The 16,653-nt window shown below is 59.8% G+C and carries 17 protein-coding genes; 13 read left to right on the forward strand and 4 right to left on the reverse strand.

Annotation, left to right across the window (positions count from 1 at the left end; genetic code table 11):
* The first annotated feature begins 83 nt into the window (after window positions 1-83).
* From IPP95_07840 to IPP95_07875, 8 genes are all read left to right on the forward strand, one after another.
* Window positions 84-1,208, forward strand: a complete 1,125-nt coding sequence (locus IPP95_07840) for a DegT/DnrJ/EryC1/StrS family aminotransferase (protein ID QQS74103.1) — start codon at window positions 84-86, stop codon at window positions 1,206-1,208.
* Window positions 1,209-1,258: 50 nt separating this feature from the next.
* A complete protein-coding gene (locus tag IPP95_07845) occupies window positions 1,259-2,590 on the forward strand; it encodes a UDP-glucose/GDP-mannose dehydrogenase family protein (GenBank protein ID QQS74104.1) in 1,332 nt (443 codons plus the stop codon).
* Between the two features lie 82 nt (window positions 2,591-2,672).
* Window positions 2,673-3,683 (forward strand): SDR family oxidoreductase, encoded by a 1,011-nt coding sequence (locus tag IPP95_07850; GenBank protein ID QQS74226.1) that lies wholly within the window; start codon window positions 2,673-2,675, stop codon window positions 3,681-3,683.
* Window positions 3,684-3,771: 88 nt separating this feature from the next.
* Window positions 3,772-4,344, forward strand: coding sequence for an N-acetyltransferase (locus tag IPP95_07855; protein ID QQS74105.1), 573 nt, complete (start codon window positions 3,772-3,774; stop codon window positions 4,342-4,344).
* Window positions 4,341-5,375, forward strand: coding sequence for a Gfo/Idh/MocA family oxidoreductase (locus tag IPP95_07860; GenBank protein ID QQS74106.1), 1,035 nt, complete (start codon window positions 4,341-4,343; stop codon window positions 5,373-5,375). Before IPP95_07855 ends, IPP95_07860 begins: the two co-directional genes overlap by 4 nt.
* On the forward strand, window positions 5,359-6,657 hold the full coding sequence (locus IPP95_07865) for a nucleotide sugar dehydrogenase (GenBank protein ID QQS74107.1): 1,299 nt from the start codon (window positions 5,359-5,361) through the stop codon (window positions 6,655-6,657). The genes IPP95_07860 and IPP95_07865 overlap by 17 nt, the downstream gene beginning before the upstream one ends.
* A gap of 195 nt (window positions 6,658-6,852) precedes the next feature.
* On the forward strand, window positions 6,853-7,908 hold the full coding sequence (gene rfbB / locus IPP95_07870; protein QQS74108.1) for a dTDP-glucose 4,6-dehydratase: 1,056 nt from the start codon (window positions 6,853-6,855) through the stop codon (window positions 7,906-7,908).
* Entirely contained in the window at window positions 7,908-8,657 is a 750-nt protein-coding gene (locus IPP95_07875; protein ID QQS74109.1) for a capsular biosynthesis protein, read from the forward strand. The genes rfbB and IPP95_07875 overlap by 1 nt, the downstream gene beginning before the upstream one ends.
* A gap of 137 nt (window positions 8,658-8,794) precedes the next feature.
* Here the strand turns inward: IPP95_07875 and fabD are convergent, their stop codons facing one another.
* The 4 genes from fabD to IPP95_07895 form a co-directional block, all read right to left on the reverse strand.
* Window positions 8,795-9,670 (reverse strand): ACP S-malonyltransferase, encoded by an 876-nt coding sequence (gene fabD / locus IPP95_07880; protein ID QQS74110.1) that lies wholly within the window; start codon window positions 9,668-9,670, stop codon window positions 8,795-8,797.
* Window positions 9,671-9,849: 179 nt separating this feature from the next.
* Complete coding sequence (locus tag IPP95_07885) at window positions 9,850-10,593, reverse strand: Bax inhibitor-1/YccA family protein (protein ID QQS74111.1); 744 nt, start codon at window positions 10,591-10,593, stop codon at window positions 9,850-9,852.
* Window positions 10,594-10,614: 21 nt separating this feature from the next.
* Complete coding sequence (folE, locus tag IPP95_07890; protein QQS74112.1) at window positions 10,615-11,298, reverse strand: GTP cyclohydrolase I FolE; 684 nt, start codon at window positions 11,296-11,298, stop codon at window positions 10,615-10,617.
* 2 nt (window positions 11,299-11,300) lie between these two features.
* Window positions 11,301-11,720, reverse strand: a complete 420-nt coding sequence (locus tag IPP95_07895; GenBank protein ID QQS74113.1) for a 6-carboxytetrahydropterin synthase — start codon at window positions 11,718-11,720, stop codon at window positions 11,301-11,303.
* A 99-nt stretch (window positions 11,721-11,819) separates the two neighbouring features.
* Between IPP95_07895 and serS the strand changes: the two genes are divergently transcribed.
* The 5 genes from serS to rsmA are packed head-to-tail and all read left to right on the forward strand — an operon-like array spanning window position 11,820 to window position 16,604.
* Entirely contained in the window at window positions 11,820-13,097 is a 1,278-nt protein-coding gene (serS, locus tag IPP95_07900) for a serine--tRNA ligase (GenBank protein ID QQS74114.1), read from the forward strand.
* Window positions 13,094-13,636, forward strand: a complete 543-nt coding sequence (locus tag IPP95_07905; protein ID QQS74115.1) for a hypothetical protein — start codon at window positions 13,094-13,096, stop codon at window positions 13,634-13,636. The genes serS and IPP95_07905 overlap by 4 nt, the downstream gene beginning before the upstream one ends.
* A 44-nt stretch (window positions 13,637-13,680) precedes the next feature.
* Window positions 13,681-15,519 (forward strand): tetratricopeptide repeat protein, encoded by a 1,839-nt coding sequence (locus IPP95_07910; GenBank protein QQS74116.1) that lies wholly within the window; start codon window positions 13,681-13,683, stop codon window positions 15,517-15,519.
* Entirely contained in the window at window positions 15,516-15,824 is a 309-nt protein-coding gene (locus IPP95_07915) for a DUF4286 family protein (protein QQS74117.1), read from the forward strand. The genes IPP95_07910 and IPP95_07915 overlap by 4 nt, the downstream gene beginning before the upstream one ends.
* Window positions 15,825-15,830: 6 nt before the next feature.
* Window positions 15,831-16,604, forward strand: a complete 774-nt coding sequence (rsmA, locus tag IPP95_07920; GenBank protein QQS74118.1) for a ribosomal RNA small subunit methyltransferase A — start codon at window positions 15,831-15,833, stop codon at window positions 16,602-16,604.
* Window positions 16,605-16,653: the final 49 nt, after the last annotated feature.

Here is a 16,653-nt window from a genome sequence, read left to right on the forward strand (position 1 = left end):
GTGGCATCATCGGTCCCTTCCGGACATTACCTTCGCCACCTTGTTCCCACCCGTTCCAGCGGGGCCAACCCCTTTCTCCTTGCATGAAGCCCATCCAAATGGTCGATCTTGTCGGCCAATACGAAAAGATCAAGCCCGAAGTGGACTCCGCTTTGCTTGACGTGATCGCGGGCGCTGCGTTCATCAATGGCCCTGAGGTGAAGGCCTTCGAAAAGGAACTGGCAACTTACCTCGGAGTGAAACATGTGATCCCTTGCGGCAATGGCACGGACGCTCTCCAAGTGGCCATGATGGCCTTGGGGCTGAAGCCGGGCGATGAGGTGATCACGGCCTCCTTCACTTTCGTGGCCACGGTGGAAGTGCTCGCCCTGCTGGGCCTCGTGCCGGTCTTCGCCGATGTGCTCCCCGGCACCTTCAACCTGGACCCCGCCGATGTGGCGCGCAAAGTGACCCCAAAGACCAAGGCCATCGTGCCCGTACATCTCTTCGGACAATCCGCGGACATGGACGCCATGCTGGCGATCGCCCGGGAATACAAGCTGCACGTGGTGGAGGATGCCTGCCAGTCCATCGGCTCGGACCATAGCGGCGCGAACGGCAAGCGTAAGTCCGGGACCATCGGGGACATCGGCGTCACCAGCTTTTTCCCCAGCAAGAACCTCGGTTGTTACGGGGACGGCGGCGCGCTCTTCACCAATGACGATGAACTGGCGCATAAGATCCGCCGCGTGTGCAACCACGGCAGCGATGAACGCTACTACCACGAGGTGGTGGGCGTGAACAGCCGCTTGGACTCCATGCAGGCCGCCGTGCTGCGGATCAAGCTGCGACACCTGAACGAATATGCCAAGGCCCGCAATGCCGCCGCAGCCGCCTATGACAGTGCATTCTCCGGTGTCGAAGGCATCAGCGTTCCCGAGCGCAGTTCCTTCAGCACCCACGTCTTCCACCAGTACACCTTGCGTATTGCCAATGAGCGAAGGGACGGCCTGAAAAAGCACCTGGAAACCGCTGGCGTTCCGGCCATGGTCTACTATCCCGTTCCGTGCCACCTGCAGAACGCTTACAAGAGCGACCGCTTCCCTGCCGGATCACTGCCGGTGACCGAGACGCTGACCGAGGAGGTGATATCGCTTCCGATGAGCACTGAATTAGACAACGAACAACTCTCACTCATCACCGCCACGGTGAAGAGTTACTTCAAGTAAGGGCGCGAACCTCGGATGAAACTCCGGGGTCGCGCCCCAACAACCCCAACATGAACATAGCAGTAGTAGGAACTGGATACGTAGGCCTGGTAACAGGCACTTGCTTCGCCGAGACGGGCAACCACGTGGTATGCGTGGACATCGACAAGGAGAAGGTGCAGAAGCTGAAGGACGGCAAAGTCCCGATCTATGAGCCCCATCTGGACGTGCTGTTCGAGCGGAACATCCGGCAAGGCCGCTTGGTCTTCACCACGGACCTGAAGGAAGCCATCGACAAGGCCCAGATCATCTTCCTGGCCCTGCCCACGCCCCCCGGCGAGGACGGCAGTGCCGACCTGAAGTATGTGCTGGGCGTAGCGGACGACCTGGGCAAGATCATCACCGACTACAAGGTGATCGTGGACAAGAGCACCGTCCCCGTGGGTACGGCCGAAAAGGTGCGTGCGGCCGTTGCGAAACACGCCAAAGTCCCCTTCGACGTGGTGAGCAACCCGGAATTCCTGCGGGAAGGCTTCGCGGTGGATGACTTCTTGAAACCGGACCGCGTGGTGGTGGGTACCAGCAGCGCCCGCGCCCAGAAGGTGATGGAGGACCTCTACAAGCCGTTCGTGCGGCAGGGCAACCCCATCATCTTCATGGATGAGCGCAGTGCGGAGCTCACCAAGTATGCGGCCAACGCCTTCCTCGCGGCCAAGATCACCTTCATGAACGAGATCGCGAACTTCTGCGAGGCCGTGGGCGCGGACGTGGACAAAGTGCGCATCGGCATCGGCAGCGACAGCCGGATCGGCAAGCGCTTCCTCTTTCCGGGCATAGGATACGGCGGCTCCTGCTTCCCCAAGGACGTTCAGGCCCTGGCCAAGAGCGGACAGGACGCGGGCTACCAGTTCCAGATCATCGACAGTGTGATGAAAGTGAACGAGCGCCAGAAGACCACGCTAACGGATAAAGTGAAGGCGCACTATGGCGAGGACCTGCACGGAAAGCATTTCGCGCTCTGGGGCCTGGCCTTCAAGCCGGACACGGACGACATCCGCGAAGCACCGGCACTCTATATGATCGACGCGCTCATTGCGGCCGGAGCCACGGTGACCACCTTCGATCCCGAGGCCATGGACAACGTCCGGAAACAGATCGGCGACAAGGTGGCCTACGCGAAGGACGAGTACGAAGCATTGCAGAACGCCGATGCCCTGATCATCGCCACGGAATGGGCGCTGTTCCGCACGCCCGACCTGAGCCGCGTGGAAAAAGCCCTGAAGGAAAAGATCATCTTCGATGGCCGGAACCTCTACGACCTGGACGAGATGAAGGAGCTGGGCTACCACTACGTGAGCGTGGGACGGCAGCCGGTGAACGCGCCCATCAAAATGAAAGCCTGACATGGTGAAGAAGAGCACCGCAAAACCTGTGAAGGTCAAAGCGACGGACCGCGCCAAAAAGCCGGTGGCCAAGCGGGCACGGATGAGCGTGGTGAAGCCCGCTGAAAAGGAGCGCGTGCTGATCACCGGGGCCGCTGGTTTTCTGGGTTCCCACCTGTGCGACCGCTTTTTGAAGGAGGGCTACCATGTCATCGGCATGGACAACTTGATCACCGGCCGCCTGAAGAACATCGAGCACCTGTTCAAGCGCAGCGACTTCGAATTCTACCACCACGATGTGTCCAAGTTCGTGCATGTGCCCGGCAAGCTGAAGTACATCCTGCACTTCGCCTCGCCCGCAAGCCCGATCGATTACCTGAAGATCCCCATCCAGACGCTGAAGGTCAGTTCGCTCGGGACGCACAACCTCCTCGGCTTGGCATTGGCGAAGAACGCCCGCATCCTGGTGGCCAGTACCAGCGAGGTCTATGGCGATCCCCAAGTACATCCCCAGACAGAGAGCTATTGGGGCCACGTGAACACTGTGGGTCCGCGCGGCGTGTACGATGAGGCCAAGCGTTTCCAGGAGGCCATCACCATGGCCTATCACACCTATCATGGACTGGAAACACGCATGGTGCGCATCTTCAACACTTACGGCCCACGCATGCGCCTCAACGACGGCCGCGTGCTTCCGGCGTTCATCGGCCAAGCCCTGCGCGGTGAGGACCTCACCATCTTCGGCAAAGGGAACCAGACCCGCAGCTTCTGCTATGTGGACGACCTGATCGAAGGCATCTACCGCCTGCTGAAAAGTGATTGCGCAGACCCCGTGAACATCGGCAACCCGGCGGAGATCACCATCAAGCAGTTCGCCCAGGAGATCGTGAAGCTCACCGGCACCAAGCAGAAGCTGGTGTACAAGCCGCTTCCGCAGGATGACCCCATGCAACGCCAGCCTGACATCACCAAGGCGAAGAAGATCCTGAAGTGGCAACCGAAAGTCTCTCGTGCGGAAGGCCTGAGGATCACCTACGCCTATTTCAAGGGGCTCTCCGCTACGGAACTCCATGAGAAGGACCACAATTCCTTCGAGGGGTACGTGCGGAAGTGATCCGGCCGTCTACGGGGCACCTCGAATAAAGCCGGGCCTTCGGTACATTCGCAGCCCCGTAAGCCGACCGGTCGCCACGCCCAGCTCCATGGACTACACCGCCCACCCCACCGCCGTCATCGACGAGGGTTGCACCATCGGCGCTGGGACCCGTATCTGGCATTTCAGCCACATCATGCCGGGCTGTGTGATCGGCACGGGCTGCAACATCGGGCAGAACGTGGTGGTCAGCCCGGACGTGAGATTAGGTGACAACGTGAAGGTGCAGAACAACGTGAGCATCTACACCGGAGTGGAATGCGAGGACGACGTCTTCCTCGGCCCTTCCTGCGTCTTCACCAATGTGATCAATCCGCGCAGCGCGGTGAACCGGCGCGGGGAATACCTGCGGACGATGGTGAAGAAGGGCGCTACGATCGGCGCCAATGCCACCATTGTTTGTGGACATGACATCGGGCGTTTTGCATTCATCGCAGCAGGTGCCGTGGTGACCAAGGAAGTGCCCGACCATGCCTTGGTGATGGGAAATCCGGCCCGCAGGACCGGCTGGATGAGCGAACATGGCCACAAGCTGGAATTTGATGCGGACGGCGGGGCCACTTGCCCCGAAAGCGGCCAGCGCTACGAATTGAAAAACGACAAAGTCACCCGCACCGCATGAGGTCCTCTGAAGAGAAGGTGAAGTTTGCCGTGATCGGCTGCGGCCACATCGGCAAGCGCCATGCGGAGATGATCTCCCGGAACCCGGAATGCGAGCTGGTGGCCTTGTGCGATGCGAATTCCAAGGAAACACTGGGCCTTGATGCCTATGACGTGCCTTTCTTCACCGACCCGTCGGCTATGCTTGCTGCGGTCCCCGATGTGGACGTCGTGAGCATCTGTACGCCCAATGGGCTGCATGCGCGGTTCAGCCTGCTCGCACTGGAAAACGGCAAGCATGTTGTGTGCGAAAAGCCCATGGGCCTTACCAAGGCCAGCTGCGAGGCTGTGCTCTACAAGGCACTGCAGAAGCACCGGCATGTGTTCGGGGTGATGCAGAACCGCTACAGCCCGCCGAGCCAGTGGATCAAGGAAATGGTGGAGGAAAAGCGCCTCGGTGACATTTTCCTTGTGCAGGTGAACTGCTACTGGAACCGCGATGAACGCTACTACAAGAAGGATGGCTGGAAAGGCACGGCCGACCTCGACGGTGGCACCCTGTTCACGCAGTTCAGCCACTTTGTGGACATCATGTACTGGCTCTTCGGCGACATCGCCGACATCCAAGGCCGCTTTGCCGACTTCAACCACAAGGACCTCACCGCCTTCGAGGACAGTGGCTTGGTGAACTTCCGTTTTCTGGAGGGCGGCATGGGCTGCATCAACTATTCCACCAGCGTGTGGGACAGGAACCTCGAGAGCAGCCTTACAGTGATCGGCAGCAAGGGCAGCGTGAAGATCGGCGGGCAGTACATGGACCAGGTGGAAGTGTGCCACGTGCAGGATTATACCATGCCGGAGCTGGCCCCCACGAACCCTGCGAACGACTACGGTGCTTACAAGGGTAGCGCCAGCAACCACCACTACATCATCGAGAACGTGGTGGACACTTTGAAAGAGCGGAAAAGCATGACCACCAATGCCTTGGAGGGCATGAAGGTGATCGACATCATTGAACGCATTTACCAGAAGAGGGATGAGCGACCTGTATGAGCGACTGAAGAAGAAGGAAGCCAAGATGGCCGTGATCGGTCTGGGCTATGTAGGACTTCCCATCGCCTTGGCCTTCGCACGGAAGATCAAGGTGGTGGGCTTCGATATTAATGCCCAGCGCGTGGATATGATGCGCCGCGGTGAGGACCCCAGTGACGAGCTTTTGCCCGAGGACTTCAAAGGCGCCGACATCCACTTCACCGCCAACATTGAGGACCTGAAGGACGTTGAATTCTTCATCGTGGCCGTGCCCACGCCCATCGACCAGCAGAACATCCCCGATCTCACTCCCCTGCTGGGCGCCACGCGCACCGTGGGCCAAGTGCTGAAGAAAGGCGACCACGTGGTGTACGAGAGCACCGTGTACCCCGGCTGCACCGAGGAGGATTGCGTGCCCTTACTTGAGCAACTTAGCGGGTTGAAGTTCGTCACTGATTTCAAGGTGGGCTACTCCCCGGAGCGGATCAACCCGGGCGACAAGGTGAACACGCTGGAAAGCATCGTGAAAGTCACTAGCGGTTGTGATGCGGAAAGCGCGGAGACCGTGGCTAAGATGTACGAACTGGTGGTGAAGGCCGGCGTACACCGGGCGCCCAGCATCAAGGTGGCAGAGGCTTCCAAGATCATCGAGAACACCCAGCGCGACGTCAACATCGCGCTCACGAACGAGCTTTCCATCATCTTCAACCGCATCGGCATCAACACCTTCGACGTGCTGGAGGCCGCGGGTACCAAGTGGAATTTCCTCAAGTTCCAGCCCGGCCTGGTGGGCGGCCACTGCATCGGTGTGGACCCGTACTACCTCGTCTTCAAGGCCAAGGAATTAGGCTACCACGCTCAGATCATCGACAGTGGCCGCTTTGTGAACGACAGCATGGGCGGCTATGTGGCGAAGCAGACGGTGAAGAAGGTGATCGCCAGCGGCACCAACCCCGCCGATGCGCGCGTCCTGGTGATGGGCGCCACCTTCAAGGAGAACGTCACCGACATCCGCAACAGCAAAGTGGCGGACGTGGTGAAGGAGCTCAAGAGCTTCAGCTGCCAAGTGGACGTCACCGATCCGCACGCCGATTCCGAACAGGTGAAGCACGAATACGGCTATGAGCTGGCACCGGAGATGAAAGGTCCTTACGACGCGATCATCGTGGCCGTGAACCATGCGGAATATGCCGACAACGACGAGGCGTGGTTCAGGGGTATGCTGAAACCGAAAGGTGTGTTGGTGGATCTGAAAGGAACCTATCGCAAAAAGGTGAAGGACCTGAACTACTGGAGCTTGTGAGTAGTTTCACCACAGAGGCTAGGAGAACAGGGTTGGATCTGTCAGTTGTTCGTTGTCAGTTGTCAGTTGTCAAGCGGTCGGGTTCAGCAGCAGTTTGAAGTAGCAGTCCGCAGTTGCCTGATCACTGATCACCATCTACCGATCACCAAGAAAACCTCCGTATCCTCCAAGCCTCCGTGGTGAACCAACGACAATATGAAACGCAACATCCTCATTACCGGTGGCGCCGGTTTCATCGGCAGCCATGTCGTGCGGCTCTTCGTGAAGAAGTACCCGCAATACCGCATCGTGAACCTCGACGCGCTCACCTATGCGGGGAACATGGAGAACCTGAAGGACGTGGAAGACGCCGCGAACTACGCCTTCGTGAAGGCCGACATCCGCGATGCCGAGGCCATGGACAAGGTCTTCGCGGAGCATGCCATCGACAGCGTTGTCCATCTCGCCGCGGAAAGCCATGTGGACCGCAGCATCAGTGACCCCATGGCCTTCGTCAACACGAACGTGATCGGCACGGCCAACATGCTGAACGCGGCCAAAGCCTATTGGAAAGGGAAGTTTGAAGGAAAACGGTTCTACCACGTCAGCACCGATGAGGTCTACGGCTCCCTCCATGACGGCGGTTTCTTCACGGAGGAAACCTCCTACGACCCGCAAAGCCCATACAGCGCCAGCAAGGCCGCGAGCGACCACTTCGTCCGTGCCTACGGTAATACGTACAAGCTGCCCTTCGTCATCAGCAACTGCAGCAACAACTACGGCAGCCATCAATTCCCGGAGAAGTTGATCCCGTTGATGATCCACAACCTGCGCGAAGGCAAGCCGCTGCCCGTGTATGGTAAAGGCGAGAACGTGCGCGACTGGCTGTGGGTGGAGGACCATGCACGCGCCATCGACACGGTATTCCATGAAGGCAAGGACGGCGAGACCTATAACATCGGCGGGCACAACGAGTGGAAGAACATCGACCTCGTGAAGGTGTTGTGCTCCATCATGGACAAGAAGTTGGGCCGCAACGCAGGCGATAGCGAGAAGCAGATCACCTACGTCACGGACCGTGCCGGGCACGACCTACGTTATGCGATCGATGCCGGCAAGATCGAGCGCGAACTGGGCTGGAGACCGAGCATCACCTTCGAGCAGGGCTTGGAACAGACCGTGGATTGGTATCTTGCCAATGACCAGTGGCTGCGGGACGTGACCTCCGGGGCCTATCGCGACTATTACGACGAACAGTACGCCAAGCGCTAATGGGCATTCTGGGAAACCTCTTCGGAAAAGGGCGGCAGTCCATGCCTCCCGTCGACCTGGGGTTGCTCAAGTGTGATGTGCACTCGCACTTCATCCCCGGGATCGATGACGGTGCGCCCACGATCGAGGCCAGCATGGAACTGCTCAGGGCCATGCGCGAACTGGGTTACCAAAAGGTGATCACCACGCCCCACAGCATGGCGGACGGCTATAAGAACCCACCGGAAGTGATCCTTGGCGGATTGGAGAAGGTAAGGCGTGCGATAAAAGAGGAAGGCCTGGTGATCGAGATCGACGCTGCCGCGGAGTATTACTTGGACCACGATCTCCTGGAAAAGACCACGGCGCAAAAACTGCTGACTTTTGGTAATGACATGGTGCTTTTCGAGTTGCCTTTCATCAGCGAACCGTCCATGCTGTTGAGCGCCGTGTTCGAACTACAGACCCAAGGGTTCAGACCGGTGCTGGCCCATCCGGAACGCTATCAGTTCTGGTACACGGACATGAGCACCATGGAGAAGTTGAAGGACCGGGGCGTGCTGTTCCAGCTGAACATGATCGCCCTGACGGGTGCCTATGGCCCCGCAACGAAAAAGCAGGCCGAAAAGATCACGGACCAAGGCTGGTACGATCTCGTTGGCAGCGACTGCCACAGCATGAAGCACATCGAGGCGATGCAGGCCGCGCGCACCGAACCATACTTGCACAAGCTGATCGACGGTGGGAAGTTGCTGAACGCGACGTTGTGAGTTGGATCCAACGTCACCCAAGATCCAGTAGCATTTGATAGAACGAGCCCTGCAATTCTAAAATTTCATTTTAGAATTGCAGGGTGCGGCTCCGAAGGCCCTCCAAGATGTTGAACCCGTTTGAAGGCCGATCGCAGCTACGCCGCGCTCGTCGCCACCTCCTTGTTCACCTTCTTGAACAGCCCTTGCAGCACGTTCCCGGGGCCGCATTCCACGATGTTGTCCGCACCATCGGTGAGCATGTTACGCATGATCTGCGTCCAGCGCACGGGGGCGGTGAGCTGCGCGATGAGGTTGGCCTTGATCCGGGCGGGGTCTTTGTGGCCGCGGGCATCCACGTTCTGATAGATGGTGCAGCGCGGGTCCACGATGGGTGTGAAGGCGATGGCCGTTGCAAGCTCGGCGCGGGCAGGCTCCATCAATGGGCTGTGGAAGGCCCCGCCCACGGGCAGCAGTAGCGCGCGTCTCGCACCGGCGGCCTTCAGTGTTTCGCAGGCGGCATTCACGGCTTCCAGCGTTCCGCTGATGACCAATTGGCCGGGACAGTTGTAGTTGGCGGGCACCACGATGCCCGGAATGGACGCGCAGATCTCTTCCACCTTTTCGTCCTCCATGCCGAGGATGGCGGCCATGGTGCCGGGCTGGGCCTCGCAGGCCTTCTGCATCGCGTTGGCGCGTGCGGCCACCAGCTTCAGTCCATCGCTGAACTCCATCGCACCGGCGGCCACCAAGGCGCTGAACTCACCGAGCGAGTGCCCCGCCACCATGTCCGGCTGGAAAGCATCGCCCATCGTCTTGGCCCGGATCACACTGTGGATGAAGATCGCCGGCTGCGTGACGTTGGTCTGCTTCAGGTCCTCATCGCTGCCGCTGAACATCACGTCGGTGATGTTGAAGCCGAGGACGTTGTTGGCGTGCTCGAAAAAGACCCGCGCGTTGGCATCGGACTCATAGAGATCCTTGCCCATACCGGGAAACTGGCTGCCTTGGCCGGGGAAGACGTATGCTTTCATGCCGCAGATTAATGTTTTCAAAGATAGGGTCAGGCCGCAGCGGACCTAACATGGCATTTTAGCCTTGTTTGCATGCCTTAGGCAACAGGGGAGGCAAGTGAATTCCTAGTCGGTTCCCCGGCACTTACGGACGCTTCAGATCTGCGTTGATCAGCCCATTCAGCGTCATCAGCGTTCCATTACTTACGGTCCCCGAAAAGACGCAGCAGCGAGAGAAAGAGGTTGAGGAAATCGAGGTACAGGCTCAAGGCGCCCATCAGGGCCATCTTCTGGGCGACCTCGGTACCGCTGATCATCGTGCCGCCGAGGTTCTTCAGGCGCTGCATGTCGTAGGCGGTGAGGCCGGTGAAGATGATCACGCTGAGCACACTGATCACGTAGCCCATGGTATCGCTCTTCATGAACATGTTCACCACCATGGCGATCACGATGCCGATGAGGCCGATGAAGAGGAGGCTGCCGAGCTTGGTAAGATCGGTCTTGGTGGTGTAGCCCGCCACCGCCATGAGCCCGAACACCGCCGACGTGACAAAGAATACCGTGGCGATGGAAGTTGCCGTGTAGGCCAGGAAGATGAATGACAGACTGGCACCTGTGAGTGCCGAATAGGCAATAAAGACAGTGAGCAGCATACTTCCGCTCAGGCGGTTGATCATGCCGCTCATGATGAAGACCAACGCCAAAGGTGCCAGCATCACCACCCAGCCGAGGATGGTCATGCCCCCGGTCTCGACGTTGATCAAGCGGGAGATCAGGCCCATATCATGCCCGAACCAGTAGGCCACACCGCCACTGATGACAAGGGCTAAGGTCATGTAAGTGAAGACCTTGGCAAGGAAGGCGCGCACATCATCCGGGTTGGCGACCATGCCCGGGTGCATCTGCTGTTCGGGCGCAAGGGAGGAAAGGGAACTACGGAACATGGTTCTTGGCGTGGGTTGTGATCAGTGGAGTTTGGCGGAGATGAGCTTGATGAACTCCTCGCGTGTGCGGTGGTCATCAAGAAAGATGCCGGTAAAGGCCGAAGTGGTGGTGACGCTGTTCTGCTTTTGGATGCCACGCATCTGCATGCAAAGGTGCGCCGCCTCGATCACCACGGCGACACCCATGGGTTTCAACGTGTCCTGAATGCAGTCGCGGATCTCGTTGGTAAGCCGTTCCTGTACCTGCAGACGCCGCGCGAAGGCGTCCACCACGCGGGGTATTTTACTAAGCCCGGTGATCTGGCCGTTAGGGATATACGCTACGTGGGCCTTTCCGAAGAAGGGCAGCATGTGGTGCTCGCACAGGCTGTACACCTCGATGTCCTTAACCACCACCATCTGGCTGTAGTCCTCCTTGAAGAGTGCCTTGCGCAGGATGGCGGCCGGATCCAGATCGTAGCCGTGAGTGAGGTACTGCAGGCTCTTCGCCACGCGCTCCGGGGTGCGTTTCAGGCCCTCGCGCTCGGGATCCTCTCCGATCGCCTTCAAGATATCGCCGTAGAGCTCGCCGATGCGCTCCACGCTCTCCGGCTCGAACTTGTCGATACGCTGGTAGCCGTCGAAGATCTCATCGGAGCCGGTGCCGTTGGAGGCACGACTTGCCCTCGCCGTCACGGTCCGCTTCCTTCCTGTGGTTTTTGCCATGACTATTCGCCGAAATATTCAACGCTGTTGTTTTCCGTCTCCTGGACCTTCACACAATGGAGCGTGCCGCCGATCTCGGCGATGGGGCCTTCCAACTGCCTCCAGATGGCCACGGCCAAATTCTCCGTGGTGCTGCCCACGCCCTTCAGGAAGGGGACGTCCAAGTCGAGGTTCTTGTGGTCCACCCGGTCGATCACATGCTCGTGCATCAATCGGCTCAGTGCGGAAAGATCCACCACGAAGCCGGTCTCCGCACTGGTCTCGCCTTTCACCGTCACCCAAAGCTCGTAGTTGTGCCCGTGCCAATTGGGGTTTGAGCACTTGCCGAAGGTGGCCAGGTTCTTCTCGGCGCTCCATTCGGGGCGGCCGAGCTTGTGCGCGGCGCTGAAACGCTCGCGGCGGGTGATGTGGACTACGGGCATGGGACTGTGGGCTGCAAAGGTATGGAGCGCCTAGGAGAGCATTACGCCAGCCCTGTCCCCCAGCAACTTACCTTCGCGCGTTCTACCGAAACCTATCCCATGCTGGAGACCGCCTACCTGCGCAGCAAGCCCGACGAGGCCCGCGCCCGCTTGGCCAAACGCAATCTCGATGCCGATGCCCTGCTCTCGAAAGCCGCCGAGCTGGACGAGCACCGCCGGAGCACGCAGAACATGCTGGACGCGAAGCTTGCCGAGATGAACGACCAAAGCCGCACCATCGGGGAGCTGATGAAGGCGGGCAAGAAGGATGAGGCCGAGGCCGCCAAAAAACACACCGCCGAGCTGAAGGACCGCATCGCGGAGCTGAAGGACGAACTGACCGGGGCCGAACGCGCCCTGCATGAGCACCTCTGCACCATCCCGAATGTTCCTCAGGACCGCGTTCCACCGGGAAAAACGCCGGAGGACAACATGACCGTGGCACAGAACGGCGACCTGCCGCAGCTATCCGAAAGCGCCAGACCGCATTGGGACCTCGGGGAGGAATACAAGCTGTTCAGCTTGGAGCTGGGTGTGAAGCTCACCGGCGCGGGCTTTCCCGTGTACACCGGCCAAGGCGCAAAACTGCAGCGGGCGCTCATCGCCTTCTTCTTGGACCGCGCCATTCAGGCGGGCTACGTGGAAGTGATGCCGCCCTTGATGGTGAATGCCGAATCCGCCTTCGCCACCGGCCAATTGCCCGACAAGGAGGGCCAGATGTACCAGGCCACGGTGGATGACCTTTACCTGATCCCCACGGCGGAGGTGCCCATCACCAACCTTTTCCGGAACGAGATCTTGGACGAGGCCGAACTGCCGATCAAGCGCGTGGGCCATACGCCCTGTTTCCGCCGCGAAGCGGGCAGCTACGGCAAGGACGTGCGCGGCTTGAACCGCGTCCACCAATTCGACAAAGTGGAGATCGTGCGCGTGGAAACCCCGGAGAACAGCAACGCCGCGCTGGAGGAAATGACCGATCACGTGAAAAGCCTGTTGAACGCCTTGGAATTGCCGTGGCGGCAATTGTTGCTCTGCGGAGGCGACATGGGCTTCACCAGCGCGATCACCTACGATATGGAGGTTTACGCGGGAGCGCAGAAACGCTGGCTCGAAGTGAGCTCCATCAGCAACTTTGAGACCTACCAGAGCAACCGCTTGAAGTTGCGCTACCGGGGAGAGGACAAGAAAGCCCGGCTGGCGCATACGCTGAACGGCAGCGCCTTGGCTTTGGCACGGATCGTGGCGGCGTTGCTGGAGAACAACCAAACGCCGGAAGGTATCCGCATCCCTGCGGCTCTGCGGCCTTATACCGGTTTCGACCTGATCGTGAAAAAATGATGCGGACCATACCGGCGGCGGTCCTCCTTGCGTTGGGTTCGGGTGGCCTACTGACGGCCTGCACCCACCGCGCCGACCCCTCCGAAATGGCCATCGTGGAACGAATGATCGAAGAGACGGACAGCCTGCGCATGGAACTGATCGGCATGGACACCACCGCGTTGCACCACATGCATGCTTTGTTCGAGGCGGAACGGCCCGGTATCGAGCAGCGTTTCCGGGATACCCTGCGCCCGCACGAGGCACAAGTGCTCGGCAACTACCACCAGGCCATGGCTGAACGCTTGCCCCGGCTCTTGGCCGAACGCCACACGGAACAGACCCGGATAGACAGCACCCTGATGCGGCTCCGCAACTTGCGGCACGACATGGACCAAGGTTTGATGAACAAGGAAGCACGCGAAAACGCCCTTGCCATGGAAGAGGGTTGGAATTCATCGCTCCGGAACGATCTGGGCCAAGTGGAAATGGCCACCAAACAGCTCATCCTTGACCGCACGACCTACCGCGCCGCGATTGATTCCCTGCTTCGCCAATGAACGCCGCCTCTCCCATCCGCAGCCTCCGCGGCGTCTTATTTGGGATGGCATGCCTCGTCTTCATCGGCGCGTGGGCACAGGGAGGCCCGGACGAACAGCTCGCTGCGGAGTACATGCGGCAGGGTGAATATGCCAAGGCCATCCTCTACTATGAGAAACTGTATGGCCAACAACCAACCTCGCTCTACTATGAGCAATTGCTCAAGGCCTATGTGGGTGTGAAGCAGTACGATGACGCGGAAAAGCTCGCCAAGGACCGCATGCGTAAGCAGAGCGGGGACCCGCGCTATCTGGTGGACATGGGCATGGTGAAAAAGCTGGAGGGCGACACCGGCAAAGCCGAACAGCAGTTCGATAAGGCCCTGAAAGAGCTGAAGCCGGACCAAGGCTCGATCCGCAACCTCGCCAACGCCTTCACCCGGAACAATGAACTGGACTACGCGCTCCAGACCTACGAGCGTGGGCGGAAGTTGTTGAAGGCCAGCTCCACGGACTTCTTCTATGAGACGGCCGAACTCCGCGCCGCCAAGGGCGATGTGGCCGGCATGATCAGCGACTATATGGACCTGCTGCAGACCAATCCCAGCTACCTGCAGGCCGTGCAGAACGGGGTCGGCCGCTTCATCGACTTCACCAGCACGGATGACCGCTCGGACCTCCTGCGGACGGAACTATTGCGGCGTATCCAGAAGAACCCGGACAATACGCTCTTCCAGGAGATGCTGATCTGGATGTACATCCAGCGGAAGGACCTCAACAGCGCCTTCGTGCAGAGCAAGGCCATGGACCAGCGCTTCAAAGAGGGCGGCCAAAGGTTGATGGCCTTGGGCGACATCGCGGTGACCAACAAAGAATGGGCGACCGCGACGAAATGCTACGAGTACGTGGTGGCCAACGGCGCGGATTCGCCTTGGTACGGTGCAGCCCGGATCGGGCTGGTCAACGCGCTGGACGCCCAGGTGCGCGACGAGACCGATCCGCCCCAAGAGCGATTGGACCACCTGCGGCAACTCTATGAAAGCACCTTGAGCGAGTTGGGGCGCACACCTGCGAACATCAAGCTTGTCAGCGGGCTGGCGGACCTCAAGGCGTACTATCTCAATGACAGTCCCGGTGCGGTGGCGCTCTTGCAGGATGCCATCAACATGCCCGGGCTCGGGCGCAAGGAGCAGGCCCAACTGAAACTGGAGCTTGGCGACATCCAAGTATTGGAAGGCGACATCTGGGACGCCTCCCTCCTCTACTCGCAGGTGGACCTCGATTTCAAGCAGGACATCCTTGGCCACGAGGCGCGCCTCCGCAATGCCAAAGTGAGCTTCTACTCCGGTGATTTCCTCTGGGCAAAAGCACAATTGGACGTGCTGAAGGCCAGCACCAGCAAGCTCATCGCCAATGATGCCATGGAGCTTTCCCTGCTGATCACGGACAACCTTGGCACGGACACGGTCAGCCCCGGGCTCAGCCTCTTTGCCGAAGCACAGCTGCTCACATTCCAGCATCGGTACGACAGTGCCATCGCGGTCCTTGACACGCTCACCGCACGCTTCCCCATGGGCAGCCTCGGCGACGATGTGCTCTACGCCCGGTACAGCATCGCACATGCCCGCCACCAGTACACCGAGGCCGCGGGCTACCTGGAAAAGGTAGTGGAACTCTATCCGAACGACATCCTCGTGGACAATGCGATGTACGACCTCGGCAAACTCTACGAGAACGACCTGGGCGACAAGGAGCAAGCGAAGAAGTGGTATGAAAAGCTGCTGTTCGAGCAGAGCGGGAGCATCTTCGTGGCCGATGCCCGCGAGCACTACCGGCGCCTGCGCGGCGACCGGGACAACCTGACCACGCCGGAACAGCAATTCCTCAACGGTCCCACCCCATGATCATTTACAACGTCACGGTAAGCGTGGACAACGAAGTGCATGAGATGTGGCTGGCCTGGATGCGGAACACGCACCTGCCGGAAGTGATGGCGACGGGCCATTTCCAGGATGCCCGTATCTGCCGCGTGCTGAGCGAAGGTGATTCCGGCGCGACCTACGCCATCCAATACACCTGCACCGACATGGCGGCCTACGAGCGCTACCGCGAAGAGCATGCGGAACGGCTGAAGGCCGAATCGGAGAAGTACTACGGCGGCAAGGCCATCGCTTTCCGCACCCTTTTGGAAGTGGTCCACAACGCTTGATCCCGGATGCAGGTCAGGGCGAAAAAGCACCTCGGGCAGCACTTCCTGAAGGACGAGGAGATCGCGCTGCGGATCACCGAGGCACTCACCCACCACGGCGGCTACCGCGATGTGATCGAAGTAGGCCCCGGAACCGGCGCGCTCACCAAGCACCTCATCGGCCGCACCGACATCGACCTCACCTGCGTCGAACTGGACCGTGAGTCCGTTGCGCACCTGCACGCGACCTGGCCGGAACTCCGCGTGATGCAAGGCGACCTGTTGGGGATGGACCTCTCCCGCGTTGGTGACGGCCCCTTGGCGGTGATCGGCAACTTCCCGTACAACATCAGCACGCAGATCGTCTTCAAGGTGTTGGAGAACCGCGACCGGGTAACGGAACTGGTGGGCATGTTCCAGAAGGAAGTGGCGGACCGGCTCTGCGCCGGACCCGGCAGCCGTACGTACGGTATCACCAGTGTACTTTCCCAAGTGTGGTACGACATGGAAGTGCTCTTTCTCGTCGAGCCGGATTCCTTCATCCCACCACCGAAGGTGCGCAGCGCGGTGATCCGCATGCGACGCAATGAAAGGCTACATCCGCCTTGCGATGAAAAGATGCTCTTCCGCGTGGTGAAGGCGGCTTTCAGCCAGCGGCGGAAGACCCTTCACAATGCGTTAAAGGCCTTTGCGCCATTGAAGGACGGCGTTCCCGCTGAATACGCCCGGCAGCGCGCCGAGCAGCTGTCCGTGGGCGACTTCATCACACTGACGCAGTTGTGTGCGGGGCCGGATGCGTGAGCCTTCCCCGGTTGCGTAGTTTCGCGGGCCGATCCGCCATAACGATCGG

The sequence above is a fragment of the Flavobacteriales bacterium genome (assembly GCA_016700415.1).
In the GTDB taxonomy this organism is placed as follows: Bacteria; Bacteroidota; Bacteroidia; order Flavobacteriales_F; family PHOS-HE28; genus PHOS-HE28.

Bases quoted from the DNA above. Each gene is read 5' to 3' on its own strand.
- IPP95_07840 (QQS74103.1), top strand. From the start codon at position 84: ATGAAGCCCATCCAAATGGTCGATCTTGTCGGCCAATACGAAAAGATC.
- IPP95_07845 (QQS74104.1), top strand. From the start codon at position 1,259: ATGAACATAGCAGTAGTAGGAACTGGATACGTAGGCCTGGTAACAGGC.
- IPP95_07850 (QQS74226.1), top strand. From the start codon at position 2,673: ATGAGCGTGGTGAAGCCCGCTGAAAAGGAGCGCGTGCTGATCACCGGG.
- IPP95_07855 (QQS74105.1), top strand. From the start codon at position 3,772: ATGGACTACACCGCCCACCCCACCGCCGTCATCGACGAGGGTTGCACC.
- IPP95_07860 (QQS74106.1), top strand. From the start codon at position 4,341: ATGAGGTCCTCTGAAGAGAAGGTGAAGTTTGCCGTGATCGGCTGCGGC.
- IPP95_07865 (QQS74107.1), top strand. From the start codon at position 5,359: ATGAGCGACCTGTATGAGCGACTGAAGAAGAAGGAAGCCAAGATGGCC.
- rfbB (QQS74108.1), top strand. From the start codon at position 6,853: ATGAAACGCAACATCCTCATTACCGGTGGCGCCGGTTTCATCGGCAGC.
- IPP95_07875 (QQS74109.1), top strand. From the start codon at position 7,908: ATGGGCATTCTGGGAAACCTCTTCGGAAAAGGGCGGCAGTCCATGCCT.
- fabD (QQS74110.1), bottom strand. From the start codon at position 9,670: ATGAAAGCATACGTCTTCCCCGGCCAAGGCAGCCAGTTTCCCGGTATG.
- IPP95_07885 (QQS74111.1), bottom strand. From the start codon at position 10,593: ATGTTCCGTAGTTCCCTTTCCTCCCTTGCGCCCGAACAGCAGATGCAC.
- folE (QQS74112.1), bottom strand. From the start codon at position 11,298: ATGGCAAAAACCACAGGAAGGAAGCGGACCGTGACGGCGAGGGCAAGT.
- IPP95_07895 (QQS74113.1), bottom strand. From the start codon at position 11,720: ATGCCCGTAGTCCACATCACCCGCCGCGAGCGTTTCAGCGCCGCGCAC.
- serS (QQS74114.1), top strand. From the start codon at position 11,820: ATGCTGGAGACCGCCTACCTGCGCAGCAAGCCCGACGAGGCCCGCGCC.
- IPP95_07905 (QQS74115.1), top strand. From the start codon at position 13,094: ATGATGCGGACCATACCGGCGGCGGTCCTCCTTGCGTTGGGTTCGGGT.
- IPP95_07910 (QQS74116.1), top strand. From the start codon at position 13,681: ATGGCATGCCTCGTCTTCATCGGCGCGTGGGCACAGGGAGGCCCGGAC.
- IPP95_07915 (QQS74117.1), top strand. From the start codon at position 15,516: ATGATCATTTACAACGTCACGGTAAGCGTGGACAACGAAGTGCATGAG.
- rsmA (QQS74118.1), top strand. From the start codon at position 15,831: ATGCAGGTCAGGGCGAAAAAGCACCTCGGGCAGCACTTCCTGAAGGAC.